Origin of the sequence: Burkholderia sp. AU33423, from assembly GCF_002223135.1 — a bacterium.
Taxonomy (GTDB): domain Bacteria; phylum Pseudomonadota; class Gammaproteobacteria; order Burkholderiales; family Burkholderiaceae; genus Burkholderia; species Burkholderia lata_D.
This window is the reverse complement of record NZ_NKFH01000008.1, coordinates 218,503-243,067: the sequence shown is the minus strand read 5'-3', so window position 1 is coordinate 243,067 and position 24,565 is coordinate 218,503. Positions and strand designations below refer to the sequence as shown.

The following is a 24,565-nucleotide window of genomic DNA, read 5'->3' as shown; positions in this document are numbered from 1 at the left end:
GCCGGACGCCATACCCGAGTTCCCCACACCATGAATACCGCCAACCGCAAACCCCTGCCCGGCACGTCGCTGGACTATTTCGACGCGCGTGCCGCGGTCGAAGCGATCGCGCCCGGCGCCTACGACACGCTGCCGTACACGTCGCGCGTGCTCGCCGAAAACCTCGTGCGCCGCTGCGATCCGGCGATCCTCGCCGATTCGCTGAAGCAGATCATCGAGCGCAAGCGCGAACGTGATTTTCCGTGGTTCCCGGCGCGCGTCGTGTGCCACGACATCCTCGGGCAGACCGCGCTCGTCGATCTCGCCGGCCTGCGCGACGCGATCGCCGATGGCGGTGGCGACCCGGCCAAGGTGAACCCGGTCGTGCCCGTGCAGCTGATCGTCGACCACTCGCTCGCGGTCGAATGCGGCGGCTTCGATCCGGATGCGTTCGCGAAGAACCGCGCGATCGAGGATCGCCGCAACGAGGATCGCTTCCACTTCATCGAGTGGACGAAGAAGGCGTTCGAGAACGTCGACGTGATCCCGCCGGGCAACGGCATCATGCATCAGATCAACCTCGAGAAGATGTCGCCGGTGATCCAGGCGCAAGACGGCGTCGCCTATCCGGACACCTGCGTCGGCACCGACAGTCACACGCCGCACGTCGACGCGCTCGGCGTGATCGCGATCGGCGTCGGCGGCCTCGAAGCGGAGAACGTGATGCTCGGCCGCGCATCGTGGATGCGCCTGCCCGACATCGTCGGCGTCGAGCTGACCGGCAAGCGCCAGCCCGGCATCACCGCGACCGACGTCGTGCTCGCCCTGACCGAATTCCTGCGCAAGGAAAAGGTGGTCGGCGCGTACCTGGAATTCCGCGGTGAAGGCGCGGCGAGCCTCACGCTCGGCGATCGCGCGACGATCTCGAACATGGCGCCCGAATACGGCGCGACGGCCGCGATGTTCTTCATCGACGGCCAGACGACCGACTACCTGCGCCTCACCGGCCGCAGCGACGAGCAGGTGAAGCTCGTCGAGACCTACGCGAAGGCGGCCGGCCTGTGGGCCGATACGCTCGCCAACGCGCAATACGAGCGCACGTTGACGTTCGACCTGTCGAGCGTCGTGCGCAACATGGCCGGCCCGTCGAACCCGCACAAGCGGTTGCCGACGTCCGATCTCGCCGCACGCGGGATCGCCGGCCAGTGGGAAGAGAAGGCGGGCGAGATGCCCGACGGCGCGGTGATCATCGCCGCGATCACGAGCTGCACGAACACCAGCAACCCGCGCAACGTGATCGCCGCGGCCTTGCTCGCACGCAACGCGAACGCGAAGGGCCTCACGCGCAAGCCGTGGGTCAAGAGCTCGCTTGCGCCGGGCTCCAAGGCGGTCGAGCTGTATCTGGAAGAAGCGAACCTGCTGCCCGAACTCGAGAAGCTCGGCTTCGGCATCGTCGCGTTCGCGTGCACGACCTGCAACGGGATGTCGGGCGCGCTCGATCCGAAGATCCAGCAGGAGATCGTCGATCGCGACCTGTACGCGACGGCCGTGCTGTCCGGCAACCGCAACTTCGACGGCCGCATCCACCCGTATGCGAAGCAGGCGTTCCTCGCGTCGCCGCCGCTGGTGGTCGCGTATGCGATCGCCGGCACGATCCGCTTCGACATCGAGAAGGACGTGCTCGGCCACGATCAGGACGGCCAGCCCGTCACGCTGAAGGACATCTGGCCGACCGACGAGGAGATCGATGCGATCGTCGCGTCGAGCGTGAAGCCCGAGCAGTTCCGCAAGGTCTACGAACCGATGTTCGCGCGTAGCGCCGATGCCGGCGAGCGCGCGGCGCCGCTGTACGAGTGGCGCGCGCAGAGCACGTACATCCGCCGTCCGCCGTACTGGGAAGGCGCGCTGGCCGGCGAGCGCACGCTGCAGGGGATGCGCCCGCTCGCGGTGCTCGGCGACAACATCACGACCGACCACCTGTCGCCGTCGAACGCGATCCTGCTGGACAGTGCAGCCGGCGAATACCTCGCGAAGATGGGCCTGCCGGAAGAAGACTTCAACTCGTACGCGACGCACCGGGGCGACCACCTGACCGCGCAGCGCGCGACCTTCGCGAACCCGACGCTGATCAACGAGATGGCGATCGTCGACGGCGCGGTGAAGAAGGGCTCGCTCGCGCGCGTCGAGCCGGAAGGCAAGGTCATGCGGATGTGGGAGGCGATCGAGACGTACATGAATCGCAAGCAGCCGCTGATCGTCGTGGCCGGCGCCGACTACGGCCAGGGCTCGTCGCGCGACTGGGCGGCGAAGGGCGTGCGGCTCGCGGGCGTCGAGGCGATTGCCGCCGAAGGCTTCGAGCGGATCCACCGCACGAACCTGATCGGCATGGGCGTGCTGCCGCTCGAGTTCAAGCCGGGCACGAACCGGACGACGCTCGGCATCGACGGCACCGAGACCTTCGACGTGATCGGCGAGCGTACGCCGCGCGCCGACCTGACGCTCGTGATTCACCGCAGGAACGGCGAGCGCGTCGAGGTGCCGATGACGTGCCGGCTCGATACGGCCGAGGAAGTGTCGATCTACGAAGCGGGCGGCGTGCTGCAGCGCTTCGCGCAGGACTTCCTCGAATCGTCGCAGGCGGCTTGATCGCGTCACACAGGGATAACGCACACATGGCTCACACTCCTCAAATCAGGATTCCCGCGACCTACATGCGCGGCGGCACCAGCAAGGGCGTGTTCTTCCGGCTGCAGGACCTGCCGGACGCCGCGCAGGCGCCGGGCGCCGCGCGGGATGCGCTGCTGCTGCGCGTGATCGGTAGCCCCGATCCGTACGGCAAGCAGATCGACGGGATGGGCGGCGCGACGTCGTCCACCAGCAAGACGGTGATCGTGTCGAAGAGCACGCGGCCCGGCCACGACGTCGACTACCTGTTCGGCCAGGTGTCGATCGACAAGGCGTTCGTCGACTGGACCGGCAACTGCGGCAACCTGTCGGCGGCGGTCGGCCCGTTCGCGATCAGCGGCGGGCTCGTCGATCCGGCGCGCGTGCCGCGCGACGGCGTCGCGACCGTGCGGATCTGGCAGGCGAACATCGGCAAGACGATCGTCGCGCATGTACCGGTGACGAACGGCGCGGTTCAGGAGACGGGCGATTTCGAACTGGACGGCGTCACGTTCCCGGCCGCCGAAGTGCAGCTCGAGTTCATGGATCCGGCCGCCGAGGAAGAAGGCGCGGGCGGGTCGATGTTCCCGACCGGCAACCTCGTCGACGATCTCGCGGTGCCGGGCGTCGGTACGCTGAAGGCGACGATGATCAACGCGGGCATTCCGACGATCTTCGTCGAAGCGGAAGCGATCGGCTATACGGGCACCGAGCTGCAGGACGCGATCAATGGCGATGCGAAGGCGCTCGAGAAGTTCGAGACGATTCGTGCGCACGGCGCACTGCGCATGGGCCTGATCGACACGCTCGATGAAATCGCGACGCGGCAGCATACGCCGAAGATCGCGTTCGTCGCGAAGCCGGCCGACTACGTCGCATCGAGCGGCAAGCGCGTGAACGCGGGTGACGTCGACCTGCTGGTGCGCGCGATGTCGATGGGCAAGCTGCACCACGCGATGATGGGCACGGCGGCGGTCGCGATCGGCACCGCCGCGGCGATCCCCGGCACGCTCGTCAACCTGGCGGCGGGCGGCGGCGAACGCAACGCGGTACGCTTCGGGCATCCGTCGGGCACGCTGCGCGTCGGCGCGGAAGCGCAGCTCGAGAACGGCGAGTGGACCGTCACCAAGGCGATCATGAGCCGCAGTGCGCGCGTGTTGATGGAAGGCTGGGTGAGGGTGCCGGGCGACGCGTTCTGAGCGTTGCCGGTTGTGGCGGTGCGGATGCGGGCGGCTGCGGCCGCCCGCGTCGTTTTCGTCAGCCGTGCAGGAAGCGGCGCAGCGCGTCGTGGCTCAGGCGGCGCGCCGTTTCGGCGATCCGCGCGCCGGGCACGATGTCGAAACCATGTACGCCGCCGGGCAGCACGTGCAGCTCGGTCGGCACGCCCGCGCGCAGCAGGCGCTGCGCATAGTCGAGATTTTCGTCGAGGAACAGGTCGAGCGAGCCGATCGACAGGAACGTGGGCGGCAGGCCGTCGAGCCGCGTGGCGCGCGCGGCTGCCGCATACGGCGACACGCCGTCGATGCCCGGCGTGTGACCGAGCAACGCGGTCCAGCCGAACCGGTTGTTGGCCGCGTGCCAGACGAATTCGCCGGCATGCGGATGCGGCGTGCGTGTGCAGGTGCGATCGTCGAGCATCGGATAGATCAGGTGCTGGAACGCGAGCCGGAATTCGCCGCGATCGCGGGCGAGGAGCGCCAGCGCGGCGGCGAGCCCGCCGCCCGCGCTTTCGCCCGCCACGCCGATCCGCGCGGTGTCGATGCCGAGCGGGCCCGCGTGGCGGAAGACCCATGCGAGCGCCGCGTAGCAGTCCTCGATCGCGCCGGGAAACACGGTTTCCGGCGCGAGGCGGTAGTCGATCGAGATCAGCGCGCAGCCGAGCTGCGTCACGAGCGACCGGTGCACCGCTTCGAGATCCTTCGCCGCGCCGCGCACGTAGCCGCCGCCGTGCATGTGAACGATCGCCGGCAGCGGGCGCGCGTGGCCATCAGGCAAATAGACGAGTACCGGGACGTCCGGCGCGCCGGCAGGGCCGGGTACCGTGCGGTGTTCGAGCGTGCTGCCGGCCGGGTCGGGCGGCGGCAGCGGCAGTACCCGCTGGCGCGACTGCGCGAGATTGTCGGCACTGAGCGTGATGGTCGGCCAGGTCTCGAGCAGCGGGCGGATTTCGGGATCGACGAGATGCAGGGTGTTCAACGCAGGGCTCCATCATGGAAGTGTGCGGTGCGCCGCGGTCAGAGCACGCTGCGTGCGACGACCCAGCGGTGCACCTCGGTCGGGCCTTCGAAGATGCGCATCAGCCGCGCCTCGCTGGCCATCTGCTGCAACGGCATTTCCTTCGTCATGCCCATCGCGCCGAGCGTCTGCATCGCATGATCGATGACGGTCGACGCCATTTCGGTCGCGAACACCTTGACCATCGAGATCTGCGTGCGGGCATCCTGCCCGGCATCCACGCGCGCGGCCGCTTCGTAGGTCATCAGGCGGCACGCGTGGATTTGCGTGAGCGCGTCGGCGACCCACCACTGGACCGCCTGGCGCTCCGCGAGCGGCACGCCGAAGGTCGTGCGCTGTTTCGCATGGTCGCACAGGAGCGCGACCGCGCGCTCGGCGCGGCCGATGCACCACGCGGCCATCTCCAGCCGCCGGTTCGCGAGCCGCGCCTGCATCGGCGCGAAGCCGGCACCTTCCCGGCCCAGCAGTTGCGCGGCGGGAACGCGGCAGTCGTCCAGCACGATTTCGTAGGTCGACCTCCCGGCGATCATCGGAATCCGGCGTTCGATGACGAAGCCGGGCGTGTCGCGCTCGACGATGAACGCCGACATGCCGCCGCGCTTGCCCTTGCTGCGATCGGTCAGCGCCATCACGATCGTCCAGTCGGCTTCGGCCGCGTGACTGATCCAGATCTTGCGGCCGTTCAGCACCCAGCCGTCGCCGTCGCGCACGGCGGTCGTCGACAGCGCGCCCGGATCGGAGCCGGCCCCCGGTTCGGAGATCGCCATCGCCGCACGCGTGGCGCCGCGTGCGTACGGGTCGAGATAGCGCGCGCGCTGCGCGTCGTCGGCCGCGTCGCACAGCATCCGCAGGTTCGGCGAATCGGGCGGCAGGATGTACGGGGTCACGGTCGTGCCGATCGCTTCGTTCACGCCGACCATCGCGACGGCCGGCAGATCCGAGCCGCCCGCGTCGAGCGGCGCGTCGAGTCCCCACAGGCCCAGCTGCCGGGAACGCTCGTCGAGTCGCGTACGTTCGTCGGCGAGCAGCCCGAAGCGCTGGCCGTCGGCCTCGCGTGCCATCACCGCGGCTTCGAGCGGAATCAGTTCGTCCTTCACGAAACGCGCGACGAGGTCGCGGATCATCCGGTGTTCGAGTTCGAGTTCGAAATTCATGAGGGTGGTCCATTCAGAAGGGAAGGAGCGCGCGCCGTCAGCCGACGTCGGCGCGCGGTGCGGCACGCTCGCGCAGCGTGCCGAGCAACGCGATCGCGCCGGCCGCGAGCAGCGCGGCATTGAAATAGAGCCCGCCGCGCATCGACCCGGTGGCCGTGTTCAGCACGCCCATCAGGAACGGGCTCGCGAAGCCGCCGATCGCACCGGTCATCGTGATCGCTGCGATCGCGACCGCCATCGAGCGCTTCGGCAGCGCGAGCCCCGGCAGCACCCAGAACGCCGGCAGCGCTGCGGCGTGCGTGGCGACCGCGATGCACAGCGCGATCATCAGGTGCGACGTGCCGCTAGTGCTCGCGAGCCCGGCGAGCGCCGCCGCGCACGCGAGCATCGCGACTGCCCCGTGCTTGCGCCATTCGCGCCGGCGCCCGGTGCGCCAGCCCATCGCGAGCATGCCGGCGATGCCGCACAGGTACGGCAGCGCGGACAGCAGCCCGATCTGCATCGCGCCATGCAGGCCGCCGCGATGCAGGATCACGGGCATCCAGAACACGAGTGCGTAGCCGGCGGCCGCGATCGCGAAATTGGCTGCGCACAGCAGCCAGAAATCGCGATGCGCGAGCAAGGGCCGCGCCGCATGGGCATGCGGCGCGTCGGCTTCGGCCTGCGCGTGCGCAGCGCGCAGCGCGGCCTTGTCGGCGTCCGACAGCCAGCGTGCGTCGTCCGGCCGGTCGTCGAGAAAGCGCAGCGCGACGAGGCCGAGCGCGCTGCTCGGCAGCCCTTCGACGACGAACAGCCATTGCCAGCCGCGCAGGCCGCCCACGCCGTCGAAGTACGACAGGATTGCGCCCGACACGGGGCCGGCGATCAACCCCGCGAGATAGAGCGCGGTCATGAACAGCGCGAACGCCTTGGCGCGCTGCCGTGGCGGATACCACGCACCGAGATAGAACAGGATGCCGGGGAAGAAGCCGGCCTCGAACACGCCCAGCAGAAAGCGGCACGCGTAGAACTGCGCGGGTGTCGTGACGAACATCGTCGCGGCCGAGCCGAGGCCCCACAGCACCATGATGCGGGCGATCGTCCGGCGCGCGCCCGTCCGTGCAAGCCACGCGTTGCTCGGAATCTCGAACGCCATGTAGCCGATGAAGAAGATGCCCGCGCCGAGCCCGTAGACGGCATCGGAAAAGTGCAGTTCGGCAGCCATCTGCGCGTGCGCGAAGCCGATGTTGATCCGGTCGATGAACGACAGCGTGTAGCAGAGGATCAGGAACGGCAGCAGCCGGCGCGAGATCCGGCGGTAGAGCGCCTGCGTCGCGCCATCGTCGACGGCGGCCGGGTGGGTCGAAAGGGTCGGGGGCATGGGCATTCCGTCAGAAGCGGTGAGCGATGCCGAGCGCGAACACCTGCCCGGTGCCGCCCGGTTGCGGTTGCAGGCCGACGACGACCGTGTTGCGGGCGTCGCCGCCGTTCTTCATGTAGAGATAGCGTGCGTACAGCGAGGTCCGCTTCGACAGCGGATGGTCGTAGCCGACGCCGAGCGCGGTCGCGTCGTTCGCCGAGCCCTTCACGTCGCGGCGCACGACCGACACGAGCACGCGATCGAGCGCGCCGACGCTGATCGACGCGCCTACGCTCGCGGTCGAGAACGCCGGCAGGTGCGCCGCCGTGCCGACGCCGTACAGGAATGCGGCATACAGCCTGACTTGGGCGAACGCGTAGTTGGCCGCGAACACGTAGTGGCGGGTCGTCGACGGGGCGACGACGGGCGCCAGGCTGCCGGCCGACGTGTCGCCCTGGAAACCGGCGCCGACATGGAGCCCGCCGAGCCGGTACTGAAGCCCGGCGCCGTAGTTGCGCCCGGCCTGCGTGGACAGCGCATTCGGCGTCGGAAAGCCGTACGTGGCCATCACGCGCAGGCCGTTCCAGTCCGGGCTCAGGTATGACGCCGCCTGGTTGAAGCGCGGAATCGGCTGCGTCGTGTTGCTCGTGATCGTGTCGGTCGACGTCGCGAGCAGCGCGAGCGGCGACATCCGTTCGTTGAGCCCGAACGGATCGCCTTCGTACACGACGTAGAACGCGGGTGTGTATTGCCGCCCGAGCCGCACGTCGCCGTAGCGCGTGTTCTGCAGCGACACGTATGCCTGCCGGTAGAACAGCGTGCCGCCCTGGAACGAGCCGTCGGCCGGCGAGAAGCCGCTTTCCAGCACGAATTTCGTCGACGTGCCGCCGCCGAGCGCTTCGATACCCGTCAGTCCGAAGCGGCTCGTCGACGCGCCGCCGCCGCTTTGCCGCAGGCTCGACAGGCTGCCGATGCGGTCGAACTCGACGTAGCTGTCGACGATCCCGTACAGCGTGACCGACGACGCGTGTGCCGACGTGGCATACAGCACGCACGCGCCGACCAGGAATGCTTTCCGTTGCATGAAGGTGTCTCCGTCCATGTTTTTTGGGCGCCCGCGTTCTGGGAGCGGTACGCGCCGGGTGCTGCGATGCCGCGCCGGACTCAGCGTCCCTTGAACACCGGCTTGCGCTTCTCGAGAAACGCGCGGGCGCCCTCGATCCGGTCCTCGCTCGCGTAGACGTCGGGGCCGACGTCCAGCCGCAGCGCGGCGGCCACCGGCAGCCCCTGGCTGCGCGTCGCCGTTTCCTTGATGCGGCGGATCGTGAGCGGTGCGTTCGCCGCGATCGTCTGCGCGAGTTCGCGTACGGCGTCGTCGAGTGCGGCGCCGGGCACGACGCGGTTCAGCAGGCCGACGCGCTGCGCTTCGTCCGCGTCGAGCCGGCGGCCCGTGAACAGCAGCTCCATCGCGATCGCGCGCGGCAACAGGCGCGGCAACAGCACGCTCGCGAAGTTCGCGCCCATGCCGACCAGCGCTTCGGGCAGGGCGAAGCTCGCATGATCGGCGGCGATTCGCAGGTCGCACGCGAGCGCGATTTCGCAGCCGCCGCCGACCGCGTAGCCGTTGACGGCCGCGATGGTCGGCTTGCGCAGCTCCAGGATCAGCTCGTGCACGTTGCGGGCGAGCCCGCGCATCGGCTGCATGCCGCGTATCTCGGGGTCGCCGAGATCGACGCCTGCGCTGAACGCGCGTTCGCCCGCGCCGCGAATCACGATGACGCGAATCGAGGGGTTGTCGTCGAGCGTGACGAGTTCGTCGCACAGGCGACGAATCGCTTCGGCGGACAGTGCGTTGGCGACGTGCGGGCGATGGATCGTCAGCCACGCGATGCCGTCGGCGTCGTCGCGCAGGATCGACCGGGCGTCGTCGCCTGTCAGCGAAGAAAACGAGCGCTGGGTGGTCATGACGCGCTCCCGGCGGCACCCGCCCGCGTGTCGTGCAGCACGCCGGCCTGCCGCAACGCGTCGCGGCGCGCCGCGTCGATCCCGAAGGCATCGAGCACGGCATCCGTGTCCGCGGCGAACGGCCTGGGCGGCCGGCGTATCGAGCCCGGCGTGCGGGACAGTTTGGCGGGGATGCCCGCGCCGGTGTACGTCTCGGTATCGACGAACATCGCGTTGCGCGCCGCCTGCGGATGGCCGAACGCATCGGCGACGGTGTTCACCGGGCCCGTCGCGACGCCGGCCTTCAGCAGCCGCTCGACGACGTCGTCGGCATGCAGTTCGGCGGTCAGCTGGCCGAGCAGCGTGTCGAGCGCGTCGCGATGCGCGACGCGCTGCGCGTTGGTCGCGAACCGTGGATCGCGCGCCAGTTCGGGTACGCCGAGCGCGTCGACGAGCCGCGCGAACGTGCGGTTGTTGCCCGCGCCGGTCGAGATCGGCTTGTCCTTGCACGGATAGACGCCGTACGGCGCGATCGAGCCATACACGTTGCCGGTCGCGACGGGCACGTCGCCGGTCGCCATCCACGTCGTACTGACCGGATGCAGCATCGACAGCGCGGTGCTGAACAGGTCGATGTCGACGTGTTGCCCGAGGCCGGAGCGCGTCCGTTCGACCAGCGCGAGCAGGATGCTCGAGACGGCGCTCAGGCCGGCCGCATGATCGACGACCGGAAACGGCACCTTGAGCGGCATGCCGCCCGGTTCGCCGTTGATCGACATGAAGCCGGCGAGGCCCTGCGCGACCGCGTCGTAGCCCGGAAATCGCGCGAGCGGGCCGTCGGTACCGTATCCGGAGATCGAGCAGTGCACGAGGCGCGGAAAGCGCTCGCGCAGGCAGGCTTCGTAGCCGATGCCCCAGCGTTCGAGCGTGCCCTGCTTGAAGTTGTCGATCAGCACGTCGGCCGTCTCGAGCATGCGGAACAGCACGTCGCGTCCGTCGGGATGCGACAGGTCGAGCGCGAGATTGCGCTTGTTGCGGTTGAGCCCCCAGTAGTAGCTGGAGATGCCGCTCGGCATCGCGGGGCCCCAGTCGCGCGTTTCGTCGCCCTGCGGCGGTTCGATCTTGACGACGTCCGCGCCGTGGTCGGCGAGCGTCTGCGCGCAGAACGGCCCCGCATAGACGCGGCTCAGGTCCACCACGCGCACGCCCGCGAGTGCGCCTTCGTTGCTGCTGGTCATGACGATGTCTCCTTCGATGTGGATTCGACGGGCCCGCGGGCCGGCATGGGCGCCGGCTCGCACGCGGCCGCGGTGCGTCGCGGGGTCAGCCGCGCGCGGCGAACAGCGCGTTGACTGCCGCGCGATGTTCGGGGGTGGCGTGCGCGAACGCCTGGTACGACGCCGACAGGTCGAGCAGCGTGTCGAGGCTCGCGTGGCGGCCTTCGCGCAGCAGCCGTTTGGTCAGGCGCAACGCGGTGCCCGAGTGACGGGCGATGCGGCCGGCCAGCTCGTGCGCATGCGCGAGGAGGTCGGCATCGGGCACGACGCGCGACACGAGCCCGCAGCGCAGCGCGGCATGCGCGTCCAGCGCATCGCCGGTGAACGACATTTCCGCGGCGACCGCGGCACCGACGATCTGCGGCAGGAACCATGCGCCGCCGTCGCCCGGCACGAGGCCGAGCGCGATGAAGCTTTCCGCGAAGCGCGCGCTGTCGGCGGCGATGCGGATGTCGCACATGCATGCGAGATCGGTGCCGGCGCCGATCGCGGGGCCGTTGACCGCCGCGATGGCCGGGACTTCGAGGTGCTGGAACGCGTGCGCGAGCCGTTGGATGCCGCGGCGATAGCTGGTCCGGATCGCGGCAGGGTCGGGCGGGCCCGATTCCACGAACGCGCGCATCGCCTTCACGTTGCCGCCCGACGAGAACGTCGGGCCGGCGCCGGTCAGGATCAGCACGCGGATCGATTCGTCGCGGTTCGCTTCGTCGCAGCATTCGGTCAATGCGTCGATTGCATCGGTATCCGAAATGGCGTTGCGGGTGTCGGGACGATTCATCGTGACGGTCAGGATCGAGCCTTGCCGTTCACGGGTCAGGAAAGCTGCCATGGTGTCTCCGTGTGTTCGTGCCGCGGGACTTCACGCCGCGGGCCGAAGCCTAGTATCGTCATGACGGTTGGCGGCGGGAAATTCCGTTCCACATACGTGGAAGGCCCGTGCCGGTCGTAGCGGAGAGGGCGGGATGAGCGGAAACGTGGTCAAGAGCGCGGCGCGCGTGTTCGAGGTGCTGGAACTCTTCAGCGCGTTGCAGCGGCCGCTGAGCGTGCGCGAGATCGCCACGCGCTGCGGTTACCCTGGGTCGAGCGCGGCCGCGCTGCTGACCAGCATGAAGACGCTCGGCTATCTCGCGTACGACGACGCCACGCATGCGTATGCGCCCACCGCGCGGCTCGTCAATCTCGGCGAAGCGCTGGTCGACTCGGCGGCCGGCAGCCGGCGGCACTGGCATGCCGTCGCGAAGCGGTTGGCGGCGCGCACGCACGAGGCGGTCGTGATCGCGGTGCAGAGCGACCTGTACGTGCAGTACATCGATGCGGTCGAAGGCTCGCATTCGATTCCGGTGCAGTTCTACGCGCCGATCGGCACGCGTCGCGAGATCTGCATGTCGGGGCTCGGCTGGGCGTTGCTGAGCCTCCAGCCGGACAGCACGATCCGCCGGCTCGTGTCGCGCAGCATCCGCCGGCTCGGGAAGTCGGGCAGGACGATCGACGAGGACGTCGTGCTCGACAAGGTCGAACAGACGCGCCGGCTCGGCTATTCGTATTCGGCGCATACGGTGACGCAGGGCGCCGCGATGATCTCGATGGTGATCGCGGACGGCTGGAACGGGCTGCCGCTGGCGATGGGCGTGGCCGGGCCCGTCGAGCGGATCGACCCGCATCGGGACGCGATCGTGCGGGCGATGCGGGCGGCGCTGGCCGAACGTGCGGGGGACGGGCAGCGCTAGGGCCCGCGCAAGCCCGTTGTCAGCGTGACCGGACCTTGGTCGTGCGACGCTGGCGTGCGCACGCATTCGCATAGAATCGGAACGTTTTGCCGCGCCTTTCCCGGTTGCATTTCAGCGAGGTCGTCATGCCATTGAACGCGCCGCTTTCCGGCATCCACATCGTCGAATTCGAAGGTCTCGGCCCCGGCCCGCTCGCGGGCTGGATACTCGCCGGGATGGGCGCGCGGATCACGCTGATCGCGCGCCCGTCTGGCCGCACGAGCGCGCCGGATGCGTTGCAGGCCCGTGACGGCGACCTGCTGCGCGAAGGCAAGACGATCGTCGAACTCGACCTGAAGTCGCCGGCCGGCCGCGACGCCGCGCTCGACCTGGTCGCGCAGGCCGATGCGCTGATCGAGGGGCTGCGGCCCGGCGTGATGGAACGGCTCGGCCTCGGGCCCGACGATTGCGCACGCCGCAAACCGACGCTCGTGTACGGGCGGATGACCGGCTGGGGCCAGCACGGCCCGCTCGCGGCCGCGGCCGGACACGACCTGAACTACGTCGCGCTGACGGGGCTGCTGTCGCTGTCCGCGCCGCGCGACGGCCGGCCGGGGGTGCCGCCGACCGTCGTCGGCGATGCGGGCGGCGCGCTCGGGCTCGCGTTCGGGATCGTCTGCGCATTGCTCGATGTGCGTGGCGGCGGGCCGGGGCGCGTGGTCGACGGCGCGATCGTCGACATCGTGTCGATGCTCGGCTCGCTCGCGCTGTGGGCGCGCGCGAACGGACAGCTCGACGGCGCGCAGCCGAGCCTCTTTCACGATGCGCCGTTCTACGACGTGTATCGCTGCGCGGATGGCGAATGCGTGACGATCGGCGCGCTCGAGCCACCGTTCTATGCGCTGCTGGTCGAACGGCTCGGGCTGACCGACGTCGATCCGGCGTCGCAGTACGACCGGGCGCGCTGGCCCGCGCTGAAAGCGCGTTTCGCCGACGTGTTCGCGCAGCAGCCGTCCGCGCACTGGCGTGCGCTGCTCGAAGGCACCGACGCGTGTTTCGCGCCGCTGCTGAGCGTGGCCGACGCGGCTGCACATCCGCACAACGCGGCGCGTGGGATCTATCGGACGGATGAGAACGGCAACGTGCGGGCGCGCGTGGCGCCGCGGTTTTTGCCGCTGGCGGGGGACGGGGCAGAGTAGGAACGCCAGCATGTCGAGGTCGTTGAACCAGTGGCGAAATGCACTTTAACGAAAGATTGTGAGAATATTTGGTGCCAATATTGGTGCTGAATTTGGTATTAAATAGAGTACAATCGATCTCCTGTTGAAGAAGGAGTCGGCATGCCTCATACCATCCTGGCCAGCGTTACCGCGAGTGTTTCGGAACTGAAGCGGAACCCGATGGGCACGGTCGCGGCGGGAGAGGGTTTCCCGGTCGCGATCCTGAATCACAATGAACCCGCGTTCTATTGCATCCCGGCGAAGACGTGGGAGGCGATGGTCGAACGCCTTGAAGATATCGAAGACAACGCGCTCGCCGACAAGCGCGCCAAGGAGAAGGTCGTCAAGGTCAAGCTGAATGACCTTTGAGCTTGCCTTCCTCGAACCTGCGTTGAAAGAGTGGAAGAAGCTCGATCGCACCGTTCGCGACCAGTTCAAATCCCGGCTCGCCGAGCGGCTCGAGAATCCTCGGATTCCGTCTGCAAAGTTGCATGGTCACCCGGATCGTTACAAGATCAAGCTGCGCAGCGTCGGCTATCGGCTCGCCTACGAAGTGCGCGATTCGGAAGTGCTCGTACTGGTCGTGGCGGTCGGTCGACGCGAGCGCGATGCGGTCTATCTTGCCGCGATGAAGCGTTAGATCCCGATGCGCCGCACATGGGAGCGGCAAGCTTTCCGCATGTCTGACGCTTGGCTCCGCTACGCGCTCATCGTCTTCTGGAAGGACGGGCGGTCCTTCAGGTGCGGAGAACCGCTCACGCCGTTTCCTCCGGCGCATCCGGCATCTTGCCGTCGCCGACCCGATTGATCGTGCCCTGCGCGATCGCGACGAGCCGCTCGTGATCGCCGTCGATGACGAACACATGACACTGGCAGGTCGCCTGGTGCCGGCCCGCGTAGACGAGCTTCGCGCGGGCGACGAGCGTGCCGTTCACGGCCGGCCGCAGGTAGTTGATCTTGTATTCGGCCGTGATCACGCGCGGGCCGAGCACGAGCGCGCCGGCGAACGTCAGCGCGTTGTCCGCGAGGTAGCTGATGACGCCGCCGTGCACGAAACCGTGTTGCTGCCGCAGTTCCTCACGCACGGGCAGGCACAGCGACACTTCGTTGTCGCCGATATGCATCAGCTCCGTGCCCAGCAGCATGCTGAACGGTTGCGCACGCAATGCGCCGCGCGCGTGGTCCGTGATGTCGGTCATCGACTTTCCTCGAAATGAGTGCCCGCTTGCGCTGAACTCTAGGAAGGGGGCTGCGGATAAGCAAGGAAATTCGTCCGCATTTCATGCAATCTCCAGCGCGATGCGACGCGATTATTGCGTCGAATGCCGTAGATTTCCCTGTTTGCGGATGATTCCGCTGGAATGCGCGGGCAACGTGAATTTCGCTGCCGTCCGCACCTAAAGTCCGACGAAGAAATGCCGCTAATGCCGGGGCATTGCCTCATCGTCCGCTTTCCAGGAATCTCCCCCATGTTCGGAAAAATCAAGCTCGCGTCGGGTCTGCTCGGCGTGTTGACCGTGTTTTGCCTCTTCCTGTTCGCGATCGAGGCGCTCGGCTTCTGGGCGCTCAAGTCGACACGCAGCGGCGTCGACGATCTGTCGAACATCGCGATCACGCAGGTCGAAGCGGCCAGCCAGGCGACCCAGCAGTTGCTCGACGCGCGCATCAACCTGTCGCGCGCCGGCACGCGGATGGTGCGCGGCGGCCCGAAGCCGGAAGACATCATCCGCCATGCCGGCGCGTCGCTCGCGGAGGCGGACAAGGCGTTCGCCGCGCTGACGGCCGCGCAGCCGGTCGACGATGCCAACCGCGCGCGCGTCGCGGCGCTCGCCGAGCGCTATCGCGCGCTGCGCGGCGCGCTGGGCGAACTCGTGCAGTTCCTCGACGCCGACAATATCCAGGCCTTCCTCGACCAGCCGACGCAGAGCATCCAGGACGCCTATATCGCCGAGCTGCGTCGCTTCACCGACTATGGGGGCGCATCGAGCCGCACGGCGTTCGACACGATCGACGGCGGCATGCTCTGGTTCAAGTCGGTCGGCATCGTGCTGCTGGTGGCGATGCTCGTGGCGAGCGCGGCGATCTACGTGGCCGCGCGGCGCGCGGTCGTCGCGCCGCTGGAAGAAGCCGGCCGCCATTTCGAGCGGATCGCGCAAGGCCGACTCGATGAAGTCGTGCGGGCAGGCGGTGTGTTCGAGATCGACCGGATGCTGCGCGGCCTCGCCACGATGCAGACGAGCATCGCGGGCACCGTGCGCACGGTGCGCCAGGCGTCCGACGCGATCCACCTCGGCGCGGGCGAGATCGCGGGCGGCAACGCCGACCTGTCGGCGCGCACCGGCACGCAGGCCGCGTCGCTCGAGGAAACGGCCGCGAGCATGGAGGAACTGACGGCGACCGTCCGGCAGAACACCGACAGCGCGCGTGCGGCGAGCGCGCTGGCCGACGCGGCGCTCGAGGCGACGAGCCACGGCGGCGGCGTGGTCGACAGCGTGATCGACCGGATGCGCGGCATCGCGCAGAGCTCGGGGCGGATCGCGGAGATCATCTCGGTGATCGACGGCATCGCGTTCCAGACCAACATCCTTGCGCTGAACGCGGCCGTGGAAGCCGCCCGCGCAGGCGAACAGGGGCGTGGCTTCGCGGTCGTCGCGGGTGAGGTGCGCTCGCTCGCGCAGCGCAGCGCGCAATCGGCGAAGGAGATCAAGGCGCTGATCGAGGATTCGGTCTCGCAGATCAACGGCGGCGCGGAGCTCGTCGAGCGCGCCGGCGATGCGATGCGGACGGTGTCGGCGTCGATCACGCGCGTCGTGCAGACGATGTCCGAGATCACGGCGGCGTCGGTCGAGCAGAGCGTCGGGATCGAGCAGGTGAACCAGGCCGTCACGCAGATGGATCAGCTCACGCAGCAGAACGCGGCGCTGGTGGAGGAGGTCGCGGCGGCGGCCGCGTCGCTGAACGACCAGACCGCGCACCTGATGCAGGCGGTGTCGGTGTTCGAACTCGGCGACGGCCGCGCCGCACGCGGCGAGCACGCGGCGCCGTCGTTCGACGACGCGGGTTACGCGCCGGCCGGCAGCGCCGCGTAGGCGGTCTCGAGGTGGTAGGGCGTCGTCGACGGCATGTCGGCGCGCGCCACCTGCCCGTCCGCCGTCTTGCACTCGAACCAGCCGCGCGGATGCAGGAAGCGCGCGGCGAAGCGTTCGATCTGCCGCGCGAGCGGCGCGGAGGCCGGCGTGCCGCCGTGCGTCGCGAGCGCGCGCAGGTATTCGGTCTGCGCCCAGATCCGCTGCGTGCCGTCGATGCACGCGCCTTGCGCGTCGAGCGCCGCGCAGACGCCGCCCGTCTGCGGATCGACGCCGTATTGCTCCGCGAACACAAACGCGCGCGCCAGCGCGCCGGGGAGCCCGGTCTGCGCGAGCCGCGCGCCGGCCGCATCGACCAGATAGAACCACTCGAACTGATGGCCGGGCTCGAAACGGTTGTCGGCCGCGCCGAGCGGCAGCTCGGCCACGCAGCCGGTTGCCGCGTCGACGAACGTGCGCTCGACGGCCTGCGCGGTGTGCGCGAGCGCGTCGTCGAACGCCGTGTCGCCGAATGCAGCCGCCGCCGCGAGCCACGCTTCGGTCAGGTGCATCAGCGGATTCTGCAGCGCCCCGCTGCCGGATGACGAGAAATCGGCGTGGCGCGCCGCGTCGAGCAGCGCGTCGCCGCGGTGCGGCGCGAAACGGTCCTGAATCAGCGCGGCGGTCTCTTCGGCCGCCTGGCGCGCCGCGGCGTCGCCCGATGCCGCATACCACGCGGCGCACGCGAACACGATGAAGGCGTGCGTGTAGAGATCCTTGGTCGTGTCGAGCGGTGCGCCCTGCGCGTCCACGCTGTAGTGCCAGCCGCCGTGGCGCGGGTCGCGAAAGTGGCGGCCCAGCGCGTCGAACAGCGTGGCGGCGTGCGCGGTGTCGCCGGCCTGCGCGAACACGAACAGTTGCCGTGCGCAGGCCATTGCGCGATAACGGGTCACGGGCAGCGGCGCGTGGGTGGCCGGATCGACGGCTTCGAACGGCAACTGTAATGTCTGGTCGAACCCTGAACCCCGCCAGATCGGCAAGACGACGTGCGCGAAATGGTGGCGCAGCTGGGCGGCCTGGGCGGAAGCGGAGTCGGAAACGGACATGACGGGGTTGAGCGCTAGGTTCGAAACGTGTCGGCGCGGCCCGGAGGATCGGCGCGGCCGGGGCCAAGGATAAAACATTCCGCACGGCCGGCACCAGAAAAGGAGATAAATCGCATGCTGAGCAACCTGGAACTCGTGATGCGGCTCGTCCTCGCGGCGGCGCTGGGCAGCGTCATCGGCTTCGAGCGCGAGCGTCTGTCGTGGGCGGCGGGCCTGCGTACGCACATGCTCGTCTGTGTCGGTTCGACGCTGATCATGATCGTGTCGGCGTTCGGGTTCGCCGACGTGCTCGGCAGCAGCGAGCACATCGTGCTCGACCCGTCGCGGATCGCCGCGCAGGTCGTGTCGGGCATCGGCTTCCTCGGCGCGGGCTCGATCCTGCTGCGCGGCGAGATCGTGCGGGGGCTGACGACGGCCGCGAGCCTGTGGTCGGTCGCCGCGATCGGCCTCGCGGTGGGCGGCGGGCTCTACGTCGCGTCGATTTCGGCGACGATCATCATCCTGATCATCCTGGCCGGCATCAAGCCGCTGGAGCGGCGCTACTTCACGGTGCGCCAGCGGCGCCAGCTCGCGCTGACGGTCGTGGGCGGCACGCTGAACTTCGATTCGCTGCATGCGGCGCTGGGCCCGGACAGTGCGCGGGTGAAGCAGTTCATCGTGCAGCGCGCCGACGACACGGGCGAGCACGACGAGGTGCGCATCGCGCTTGCGCGGGTATCGGAACTCGAATACCGGGCGATCTGCGACAAGCTGCGCGCGCTGAAGGGCGTCACGCGTTTCGAAGAGGGCAACGGGTTGTCGGGCGACGAATAGGCGGAATCGGCGACGGGGCATGCGACAATGGCCGACCGCCGATTCCGTTAGACATCGAGTGTCAGTTCGACGACGATCGAGCCGCCTCCTTCATTGGCAGACCACCGACGGGTACCTCGATGCCGATCACGGAAATTCCGCATCTGCGATACGGGACCATTATTGTGCTCAACGGTCCGAGCAGTGCCGGCAAAAGTACGCTTGGCAGATATTTGTGCGAGCAATTGATTGAGCATCATTTGCACATCGAGCTGGATGTGTTCCGAAGCATGGAGCCCGCAAACTACTGGGAAGTCGAGAAACCTGTGGCACAGGTTCGGGTGGCCGCCCTATGCAGAGCAATCAATGCCACTGCCGCCACTTTTTCCAGGCACGGTCAGCCGGTGATCGTTGATCATGTCCTTTCATCCGATGTCTGGTACTACATGCTCGAAGACTTGGTCGGTTTCCCGGTCTTTATCGTAGGTGTCTTTTGTTCGCTCGACATTTTGATCGAGCGCGAGCTTGCCCGTGGTAACCGCAAGATCGGATTGGCCAAGTCGCAATTCGACTCGATTCATGCTGACCGGCACTACGATTACATCGTGGACACGTCATTGTCAGGCGCACTTGATTGCGGCAAGTCCGTACTGACATGGTTGAAAAGGTGACCCAACCCTACTGCATTCTCGAAGATGCATCAGCAATTTTTCGGCGACGAAAAATAATCAAATGCCGACTGGTTTCGGATATTCGGTAAAGAGCGTCACGTCGACGACAATCGAAGCGTTGCCAGCGCTCCGGTAGACTTCGACGCTTGCCTAACCTCGTCGCGATAGCATAGACACTCGGCTTTTCATCAAGTGTTTGCACGCGCCGTATCGCCGTGTCGTTTTCTCTGTTCGGGATCATCGCCTTTGTCTCCCGAACGGCAAAGTGCCTCAAAAGTCTGTTAGTTGTTCCGTGCCGCGAAATGGAATTCGGAAAAAAATGAAATCGAAAAACAAGTATTTCTTGCTGCTTGCAGGGGCCGGGTTTGCGGTGCTGGCTGGGGTGATCACAGTGATCGACCAGCGGCAGTTGCGCCCGCTGGGGGAGACACTTTCCGCGCCAGAGCAGATATTCAAGATTGATGGGAACGTTCCCTTTGGAATCACTGACATCAAATGGGTCAATGATCATGGCGTAAGCCTCTTGACCGGTAAGCTCTTGGACGGCCGAAAAGAAGACGACACGACTTCACTACCGGGTATGGTGCTGGACCTGCAGGTTCCGTCCCGGGCTGAGCACTTGCGTGAGCAACAAAAACGGATGGCGGCAGCATCGGCCTCGACCATGATCGTCGCCGGCCATCAAGAGCTGGCAGCACAGACTCTGCTCAACTTCCTGTCTCGCCAAGAGACGCGGCAATTCATTGCTCGAATGGAGGATGGAGGCAAGATCAATATTTTGGCGACTATTCAGGCTCCGATCGAGAGTGATTCCGATCCGCATCTGATGACAGCGCCCGGAGGCAAGTGGCTTGCGTTTGACTCCGATGAACGCGAGGAGAATAACGCCCGGATTGGCCCGAACGAGATCGCATTCGTCAGCCTTGATGGGGGGAGCACATGGAAATTCGATCCCAAGACAAAAGTGTCTCGTTGGACTGAGTTTCAAGGCCGGCTCTCGAATAACAATGCGTTCACTCTGGATAAAGGGGCCACCGAACGCTCCGATAAAGAAAAAATCTGGGTGACGCGAGATCATGGCCAATCGTGGCAGAGCATGGACCTGCGCAAGGCGGTCTGGTCGGATCGGCAGGAGCGTGAGAACGAGGTACTCGATGCGAGTTGGACCGTTCTGCCTGGTCCTGCTGGAAATGCGCTAGGCTGGTCATCGCTGACTTCGATTGTGATCGACGACGAGGGGAATGAGAAAAGCCAAAAATTCCTGGAATCCCGTCGCTTCGAACTGGACTTCAGCGGCAAGCAGGTTGTCGTCCGCAATGTCTCCGCCGCACCTGATTGGGGTAAGCGCAGCTTGTCCAACTTTGAGATCGTCAGCAATGCTTCCGGGGAGGCCCTGTTGTCGTACAACGGAGGTTTGTACGCCCTCGATCCGACGACCAAGCAGTGGGCCCAAATTGCCATTCCAGAGATTCATGGAGTCTCCAGCAATGTTTACCACGATGGCGTATGGCTGGGAAATGGTATCTGGATCATTAAGGCCAGTGGCCAGACAATATGGAATGTTGTGGCCTGTTATATGCCACCTTATTTTGGAAACACACGCAATTGCGGTATGTCGTCGGCGCAAGCCTATTTTTACAGCAAGGATCAGGGGAAAAATTGGATTCCGTTCGTCTTGCCAATTTCATCGGGCGAGGAATCCTACTCAACCGAGATTCTTGGATGGGATGATCAACGTCGAGGTATGGTGGTTGCCCGAAAAGATTCCGGTAGACGTGGTGATAATGTCGCAATTTATCGGTTGCCGTAGAGTCGCGCACTTGATGTAAACGGAGTGTCTCGATAAAACTCCGAGGGATCTTCGGGTAGTCGGTTTGAGAAGGCTGCAGATGAATTTATTCGGGGTGGTGAGGGCGTGTCGTTTCGAGGTTGTTTTCTGAAAAATAATTAGGGGGCATTCTTTGGGAAATCGTTCATTTCTGTATATTCAAGCCGGCTCGGGCGAAGAAGCCAAAACAATTGAGGTTGCCGACGCGAACAATAACTTTCCGACCTTGTGGCGAATCTTGTTGGCATCAAGTGCCGCGGGTGAGGCAATTAGAGATCAGCGCGTGTTTGGTGATGCCAATTCTGATAATCTCGTCAGTGATGCCCGAGCCGCGCTGGATCGTTTGCGGACCTTGTTGAGTTATCTTGAGCGTAATCCTGTCGCGAAGCCTGCTGGCAACGTGTTTACGCGCTTTATTGCCAAACCACCTCATCTCAGTGACGAAGAAAGCCAGCTTGTTCGTCAGCTTGATGCTGCAATCCATTATTTGCAGAATGAGGTGGACGATCTGGCCGAGTATGGCGTGCCTGATTTTTCGGCAAACCTGGATGAGTTGTTTGCACTGGAAGGTTTCTCGGATTTTGACGAAGAGCTTGCATCGGATGATGAATATTCCGGGCGATACTTTGCAGACGCTTCTGACGAATTTATCAGAAGGGAGGCTGGGAAATGCAATGCCTTATGGGGGCAGTTGCAGGTTAGTATGTCTAAAAGAGACACGGTTGGCGTGAGAGAACTTCTACTGGAGGCGGAAGTTACTCGCGTTGATTGCTCGGTGCCGGTAACTTGGGATTATTGGGCCTGGACATTCGGCGTGAGTGGTTTCGATCATGCTTATTTCAATCGTGCCTATGGGGAGGCTCCGAGGACGGTAGCCTTTAAAGATTTCATGGCAACATCGGGTGGTAAGTTGGGCCATCAATTGGCTTATGGCTTGTACAGCTTTCATTCGGAGGGGCGCTGGGGCGTTCAATATGCCGACGAGAAAAATTGGCGTATCGTTCAAGAGGCGACATGGGACGGCATGTGGCAAGAGAGAGGGGATGCTACTTATTTCTTGTGCTGGGTGAAGCGTAATGGAAAATATGGTCTGATTCGCCCTGAAGAAACGGGCGTTATCACCATTTGCGAGCCCACTTTCGATGATTTTTGGTACTTTGAAGGTCGAACTGCTTTCGTACAAGTTGGCGATAAAATCGGCCTGATTGGTGTGGATGGTGTTTGGTTGCTTGAGCCTTGCCTCGATGAGTGCAGTGACTATGAGGAAGGGTATGCGTGGGCGGCCGTGGGCAAGGGCTACGGCTTTCTGGGTGAGGATGGTCAATGGTCGGTGCCCCCGAAATATGAAGAGATAGGCGATATTTGCTGGGGCGTTTCCGCCGCGATGCGCTCGGGAGAGCAGTGGGGGCTGATGGAGCTTGCAAGCGGTCAGTGGTTATCGGCACCGCAGTGGCATTCGCTGGAATGGTCTGAGGAGCGGACTGCATTCCTCGTTGGGCCTGACAAGACGATTGCGATGGATGCGAGAGGCCAGCTCTTGAGCGATTCGGATTAATGTCCGGGGAAGGAGCGACGGGTGCTTGCTCAGTTGCGATGCTGTTCATAACGAAGACAGAGCGCTGTTCACGCCACGACGCAGGAGGCGAGTCGCTTGCAATGGGTCTTCAGCGTCGCTTCGCTGACCGGCGCGATGCAACGCAGGCACCCTGCTTGCTGTCCGCTCGTTATTACCGGGCTAGCATCCACGAGCGCTCTTGTCCGAGTTAACGCAAATGATCCCGGCGTCTTGTTTCCTATGGCAGGTCAACGAGCAAGCGCCGCAAACCGCCCAGATTGTCCGTCAGATTAAGTCCTTTGATCAACGCGCCTGTCCCGAAATTTCGCTCCTTGGTCAAGCGATCAAAGTCGCCCCAGAACACACTGTGCTCTGGGGTTTTTAAAAGCGCAAAATGTGCTTCCGGCAATACGTAGTGCGCAAGGTTATACAAGCCATGCACGAAGGCGCCGAAATACTTCAGAAATTCATGGAATTCAACCAGCCATGTCATTTTTCTGTATTCGTTAGCAATACATTGCAGGTAATGGGACGCCTCGTCCACTTGCCCGTTAAGCAAGGCCATCAAGTAGCGGACGACAAGTACGTTGCCCTTGGGACTACCTTTCCGACCCACATAGGTCTCCGCGAGTGCTAGTGATTTTTCCACAGCGGTTTGCCTTGGGTTGTCGTATACCATCACTGCAACGAGGTTGCTTCCGACTCGGAAGAAAGGGAAACAGTCTCGCTCTGCCAACCCAAGTTCTCTCGGAATGTATTGCTTCACCAAGCCGATGTCGCAATCGGCCATAGCGTACATGAGTTCGCGGAAATGATAGCCGTGACTACCGGTGGGGGTGTGTAGGCGATTTCCAAACTTCAGTCGGTTCCACGTGTGCAAAGCATCCTTGAGCAAGCTCATATCGGCCTCATGGAATGCACGATAGATGCCGATCGATAGAAGATAATCGACGTCGATGGGAAAGCCGTGGGTGGCGCAGGTGTCATCGAAGAACGATCGAGCCTGTTCTTTCCCGAGAATTTGGAGCTGTCCATTGGCAGCATAGGCCCGTTCAAAGTCGCTCTGTTTCCTTTCTTCGGGAAAATCTTGATGCACCTGCTGGATTTCTCTTAACCGAGCTTCAAACGCTGGTACTGTACTTGGCCAGACATCTCCCTCACGATGCTCGACCCAAAGTGCTTCAAGTTTTCTTTTGTCCTTGGTATCCATGAAATTCGATATTCTCGTTATATTAAAAATGGAATTGATTCTTACGGTCAACTACCAGGATATCAACACTTTGCGGCATCGGTGTTTTGATCGATGACTTGCTGGGGAAGGAAAGCTGGTATCCCGGAATCAGGAGCGCGGCTAGCGCGGCCAGCGTTGCCAGAAGACACGAAACGCTGTGGCGTATACGAACCGTCATCGTATGGGCGCTCCCTCGTCCGCGTGATTCGTTCAGCCGGCGTAGACGTGCTGCGCCCACGCTTCCATCAGCGGCCGTCGCTGTTCCAGTAGGTCGGTCCGATGATAAGCGGCCTCGACCTGATCACGGGGGCAAGGAAAGACCAGAGTTTCATGTAGTTGATGTCGTTTTAGCATTTTGATCAGCGTTAGCGCTTTCTCGGACAGCGGGATGCGATGCGGTTCCTTGGCCTTCATGCGTGCGGCCGGAATGTTCCCAACACACTCAGCCAGATCGAGTTCGTTCCACGTCGCGCCTCGTACCTCACCGCCGCGGGCTGCGGTAAGTATCAGGAACAGCAAGGCAGCACGCGTGCTGTCGCCAGGCGTGTGCTTTGCCAAGTGACTCTCGACGCATCGCGGCACATGGCTCCACGGCATTGCGGGCGGGTGTGTCGTCTTGGTCGACTGTTCGGGAAGAATGTGACCGCCATGACGGGATTCGCAACGATGTGCCCGTGTGCCCAAGCCCACTGCATCACTGCTGCATGCGTTGACGAGTGCGGCGGGCTGTAGCAGTCTTCGTCAGCCAGATGGGGCGCAGGATGTCTGCACAGTCACCGGGGCTAATCGCATCGAGCTT

Annotated in this window: 23 protein-coding genes and 1 pseudogene; 12 read left to right on the top strand and 12 right to left on the bottom strand. The window is 65.1% G+C overall.

Annotation, left to right across the window (positions count from 1 at the left end):
• Window positions 1-30 precede the first annotated feature (30 nt).
• Complete coding sequence (acnD, locus tag CFB50_RS32430; RefSeq protein ID WP_089448615.1) at window positions 31-2,625, top strand: Fe/S-dependent 2-methylisocitrate dehydratase AcnD; 2,595 nt, start codon at window positions 31-33, stop codon at window positions 2,623-2,625.
• Window positions 2,626-2,651: 26 nt separating this feature from the next.
• Window positions 2,652-3,842, top strand: a complete 1,191-nt coding sequence (prpF, locus tag CFB50_RS32425; protein ID WP_089448614.1) for a 2-methylaconitate cis-trans isomerase PrpF — start codon at window positions 2,652-2,654, stop codon at window positions 3,840-3,842.
• 58 nt (window positions 3,843-3,900) lie between these two features.
• Here the strand turns inward: prpF and CFB50_RS32420 are convergent, their stop codons facing one another.
• From CFB50_RS32420 to CFB50_RS32390, 7 genes are all read right to left on the bottom strand, one after another.
• Complete coding sequence (locus tag CFB50_RS32420; protein WP_089448613.1) at window positions 3,901-4,839, bottom strand: alpha/beta hydrolase; 939 nt, start codon at window positions 4,837-4,839, stop codon at window positions 3,901-3,903.
• Window positions 4,840-4,877: 38 nt separating this feature from the next.
• A complete protein-coding gene (locus tag CFB50_RS32415; RefSeq protein ID WP_089448612.1) occupies window positions 4,878-6,032 on the bottom strand; it encodes an acyl-CoA dehydrogenase family protein in 1,155 nt (384 codons plus the stop codon).
• 37 nt (window positions 6,033-6,069) lie between these two features.
• On the bottom strand, window positions 6,070-7,392 hold the full coding sequence (locus CFB50_RS32410; RefSeq protein ID WP_089448611.1) for an MFS transporter: 1,323 nt from the start codon (window positions 7,390-7,392) through the stop codon (window positions 6,070-6,072).
• A 10-nt stretch (window positions 7,393-7,402) separates the two neighbouring features.
• A complete protein-coding gene (locus CFB50_RS32405) occupies window positions 7,403-8,455 on the bottom strand; it encodes a porin (RefSeq protein ID WP_089448610.1) in 1,053 nt (350 codons plus the stop codon).
• Window positions 8,456-8,535: 80 nt separating this feature from the next.
• Window positions 8,536-9,336, bottom strand: coding sequence for an enoyl-CoA hydratase/isomerase family protein (locus CFB50_RS32400; RefSeq protein ID WP_089448609.1), 801 nt, complete (start codon window positions 9,334-9,336; stop codon window positions 8,536-8,538).
• Entirely contained in the window at window positions 9,333-10,553 is a 1,221-nt protein-coding gene (locus CFB50_RS32395; protein WP_089448608.1) for a CaiB/BaiF CoA transferase family protein, read from the bottom strand. Before CFB50_RS32395 ends, CFB50_RS32400 begins: the two co-directional genes overlap by 4 nt.
• 85 nt (window positions 10,554-10,638) lie before the next feature.
• Window positions 10,639-11,421: a crotonase/enoyl-CoA hydratase family protein gene (locus CFB50_RS32390; protein WP_069252694.1), complete on the bottom strand. Its 783-nt coding sequence runs from the start codon at window positions 11,419-11,421 to the stop codon at window positions 10,639-10,641.
• A 133-nt stretch (window positions 11,422-11,554) separates the two neighbouring features.
• Between CFB50_RS32390 and CFB50_RS32385 the strand changes: the two genes are divergently transcribed.
• The 4 genes from CFB50_RS32385 (at window position 11,555) to CFB50_RS32370 (ending at window position 14,158) form a co-directional block, all read left to right on the top strand.
• On the top strand, window positions 11,555-12,319 hold the full coding sequence (locus tag CFB50_RS32385) for an IclR family transcriptional regulator (RefSeq protein ID WP_069252693.1): 765 nt from the start codon (window positions 11,555-11,557) through the stop codon (window positions 12,317-12,319).
• A gap of 125 nt (window positions 12,320-12,444) precedes the next feature.
• Window positions 12,445-13,497 (top strand): CaiB/BaiF CoA transferase family protein, encoded by a 1,053-nt coding sequence (locus tag CFB50_RS32380; protein WP_089448718.1) that lies wholly within the window; start codon window positions 12,445-12,447, stop codon window positions 13,495-13,497.
• 141 nt (window positions 13,498-13,638) lie between these two features.
• Window positions 13,639-13,887 (top strand): type II toxin-antitoxin system Phd/YefM family antitoxin, encoded by a 249-nt coding sequence (locus CFB50_RS32375; RefSeq protein ID WP_089428849.1) that lies wholly within the window; start codon window positions 13,639-13,641, stop codon window positions 13,885-13,887.
• On the top strand, window positions 13,877-14,158 hold the full coding sequence (locus CFB50_RS32370) for a type II toxin-antitoxin system RelE family toxin (RefSeq protein WP_089448607.1): 282 nt from the start codon (window positions 13,877-13,879) through the stop codon (window positions 14,156-14,158). The genes CFB50_RS32375 and CFB50_RS32370 overlap by 11 nt, the downstream gene beginning before the upstream one ends.
• 115 nt (window positions 14,159-14,273) lie before the next feature.
• On the opposite strand, the gene CFB50_RS32365 is transcribed toward CFB50_RS32370, so the two are convergent.
• Window positions 14,274-14,717 carry a PaaI family thioesterase gene (locus CFB50_RS32365; protein WP_011353771.1) on the bottom strand — a complete coding sequence of 148 codons (444 nt, stop codon included), beginning with the start codon at window positions 14,715-14,717 and terminating at the stop codon, window positions 14,274-14,276.
• Window positions 14,718-14,987: 270 nt separating this feature from the next.
• On the opposite strand from CFB50_RS32365, the gene CFB50_RS32360 reads away from it, so the two are divergent.
• A complete protein-coding gene (locus tag CFB50_RS32360; protein WP_069252692.1) occupies window positions 14,988-16,607 on the top strand; it encodes a methyl-accepting chemotaxis protein in 1,620 nt (539 codons plus the stop codon).
• On the opposite strand, the gene CFB50_RS32355 is transcribed toward CFB50_RS32360, so the two are convergent.
• Window positions 16,580-17,689 (bottom strand): AGE family epimerase/isomerase, encoded by a 1,110-nt coding sequence (locus CFB50_RS32355; protein ID WP_089448606.1) that lies wholly within the window; start codon window positions 17,687-17,689, stop codon window positions 16,580-16,582. The two genes, CFB50_RS32360 and CFB50_RS32355, sit on opposite strands and share 28 nt — an antisense overlap.
• Window positions 17,690-17,803: 114 nt before the next feature.
• Here CFB50_RS32355 and CFB50_RS32350 point away from each other — a divergent pair, with 114 nt between their 5' ends.
• The 5 genes and pseudogenes from CFB50_RS32350 to CFB50_RS39175 all read left to right on the top strand — a co-directional run bounded on the left by CFB50_RS32350 (window position 17,804) and on the right by CFB50_RS39175 (window position 22,535).
• Window positions 17,804-18,502 (top strand): MgtC/SapB family protein, encoded by a 699-nt coding sequence (locus CFB50_RS32350; RefSeq protein WP_089448605.1) that lies wholly within the window; start codon window positions 17,804-17,806, stop codon window positions 18,500-18,502.
• A 119-nt stretch (window positions 18,503-18,621) separates the two neighbouring features.
• Entirely contained in the window at window positions 18,622-19,152 is a 531-nt protein-coding gene (locus CFB50_RS32345; RefSeq protein ID WP_089448604.1) for a chloramphenicol phosphotransferase CPT family protein, read from the top strand.
• Between the two features lie 188 nt (window positions 19,153-19,340).
• A pseudogene (locus CFB50_RS40565) lies at window positions 19,341-19,419 on the top strand (hypothetical protein); the annotation flags it as partial.
• Between the two features lie 52 nt (window positions 19,420-19,471).
• Window positions 19,472-20,962 carry a hypothetical protein gene (locus tag CFB50_RS32340; RefSeq protein WP_089448603.1) on the top strand — a complete coding sequence of 497 codons (1,491 nt, stop codon included), beginning with the start codon at window positions 19,472-19,474 and terminating at the stop codon, window positions 20,960-20,962.
• A 151-nt stretch (window positions 20,963-21,113) separates the two neighbouring features.
• Window positions 21,114-22,535: a WG repeat-containing protein gene (locus tag CFB50_RS39175; RefSeq protein WP_144020729.1), complete on the top strand. Its 1,422-nt coding sequence runs from the start codon at window positions 21,114-21,116 to the stop codon at window positions 22,533-22,535.
• Between the two features lie 238 nt (window positions 22,536-22,773).
• Here CFB50_RS39175 and CFB50_RS32325 read toward each other — a convergent pair whose 3' ends face one another.
• The 3 genes from CFB50_RS32325 to CFB50_RS40560 all read right to left on the bottom strand — a co-directional run bounded on the left by CFB50_RS32325 (window position 22,774) and on the right by CFB50_RS40560 (window position 24,553).
• A complete protein-coding gene (locus CFB50_RS32325) occupies window positions 22,774-23,745 on the bottom strand; it encodes a hypothetical protein (protein ID WP_144020728.1) in 972 nt (323 codons plus the stop codon).
• A 231-nt stretch (window positions 23,746-23,976) separates the two neighbouring features.
• Window positions 23,977-24,324 carry a tyrosine-type recombinase/integrase gene (locus CFB50_RS40295; RefSeq protein ID WP_256979369.1) on the bottom strand — a complete coding sequence of 116 codons (348 nt, stop codon included), beginning with the start codon at window positions 24,322-24,324 and terminating at the stop codon, window positions 23,977-23,979.
• A gap of 136 nt (window positions 24,325-24,460) precedes the next feature.
• Entirely contained in the window at window positions 24,461-24,553 is a 93-nt protein-coding gene (locus CFB50_RS40560) for a hypothetical protein (RefSeq protein WP_373452986.1), read from the bottom strand.
• Window positions 24,554-24,565 lie beyond the last annotated feature (12 nt).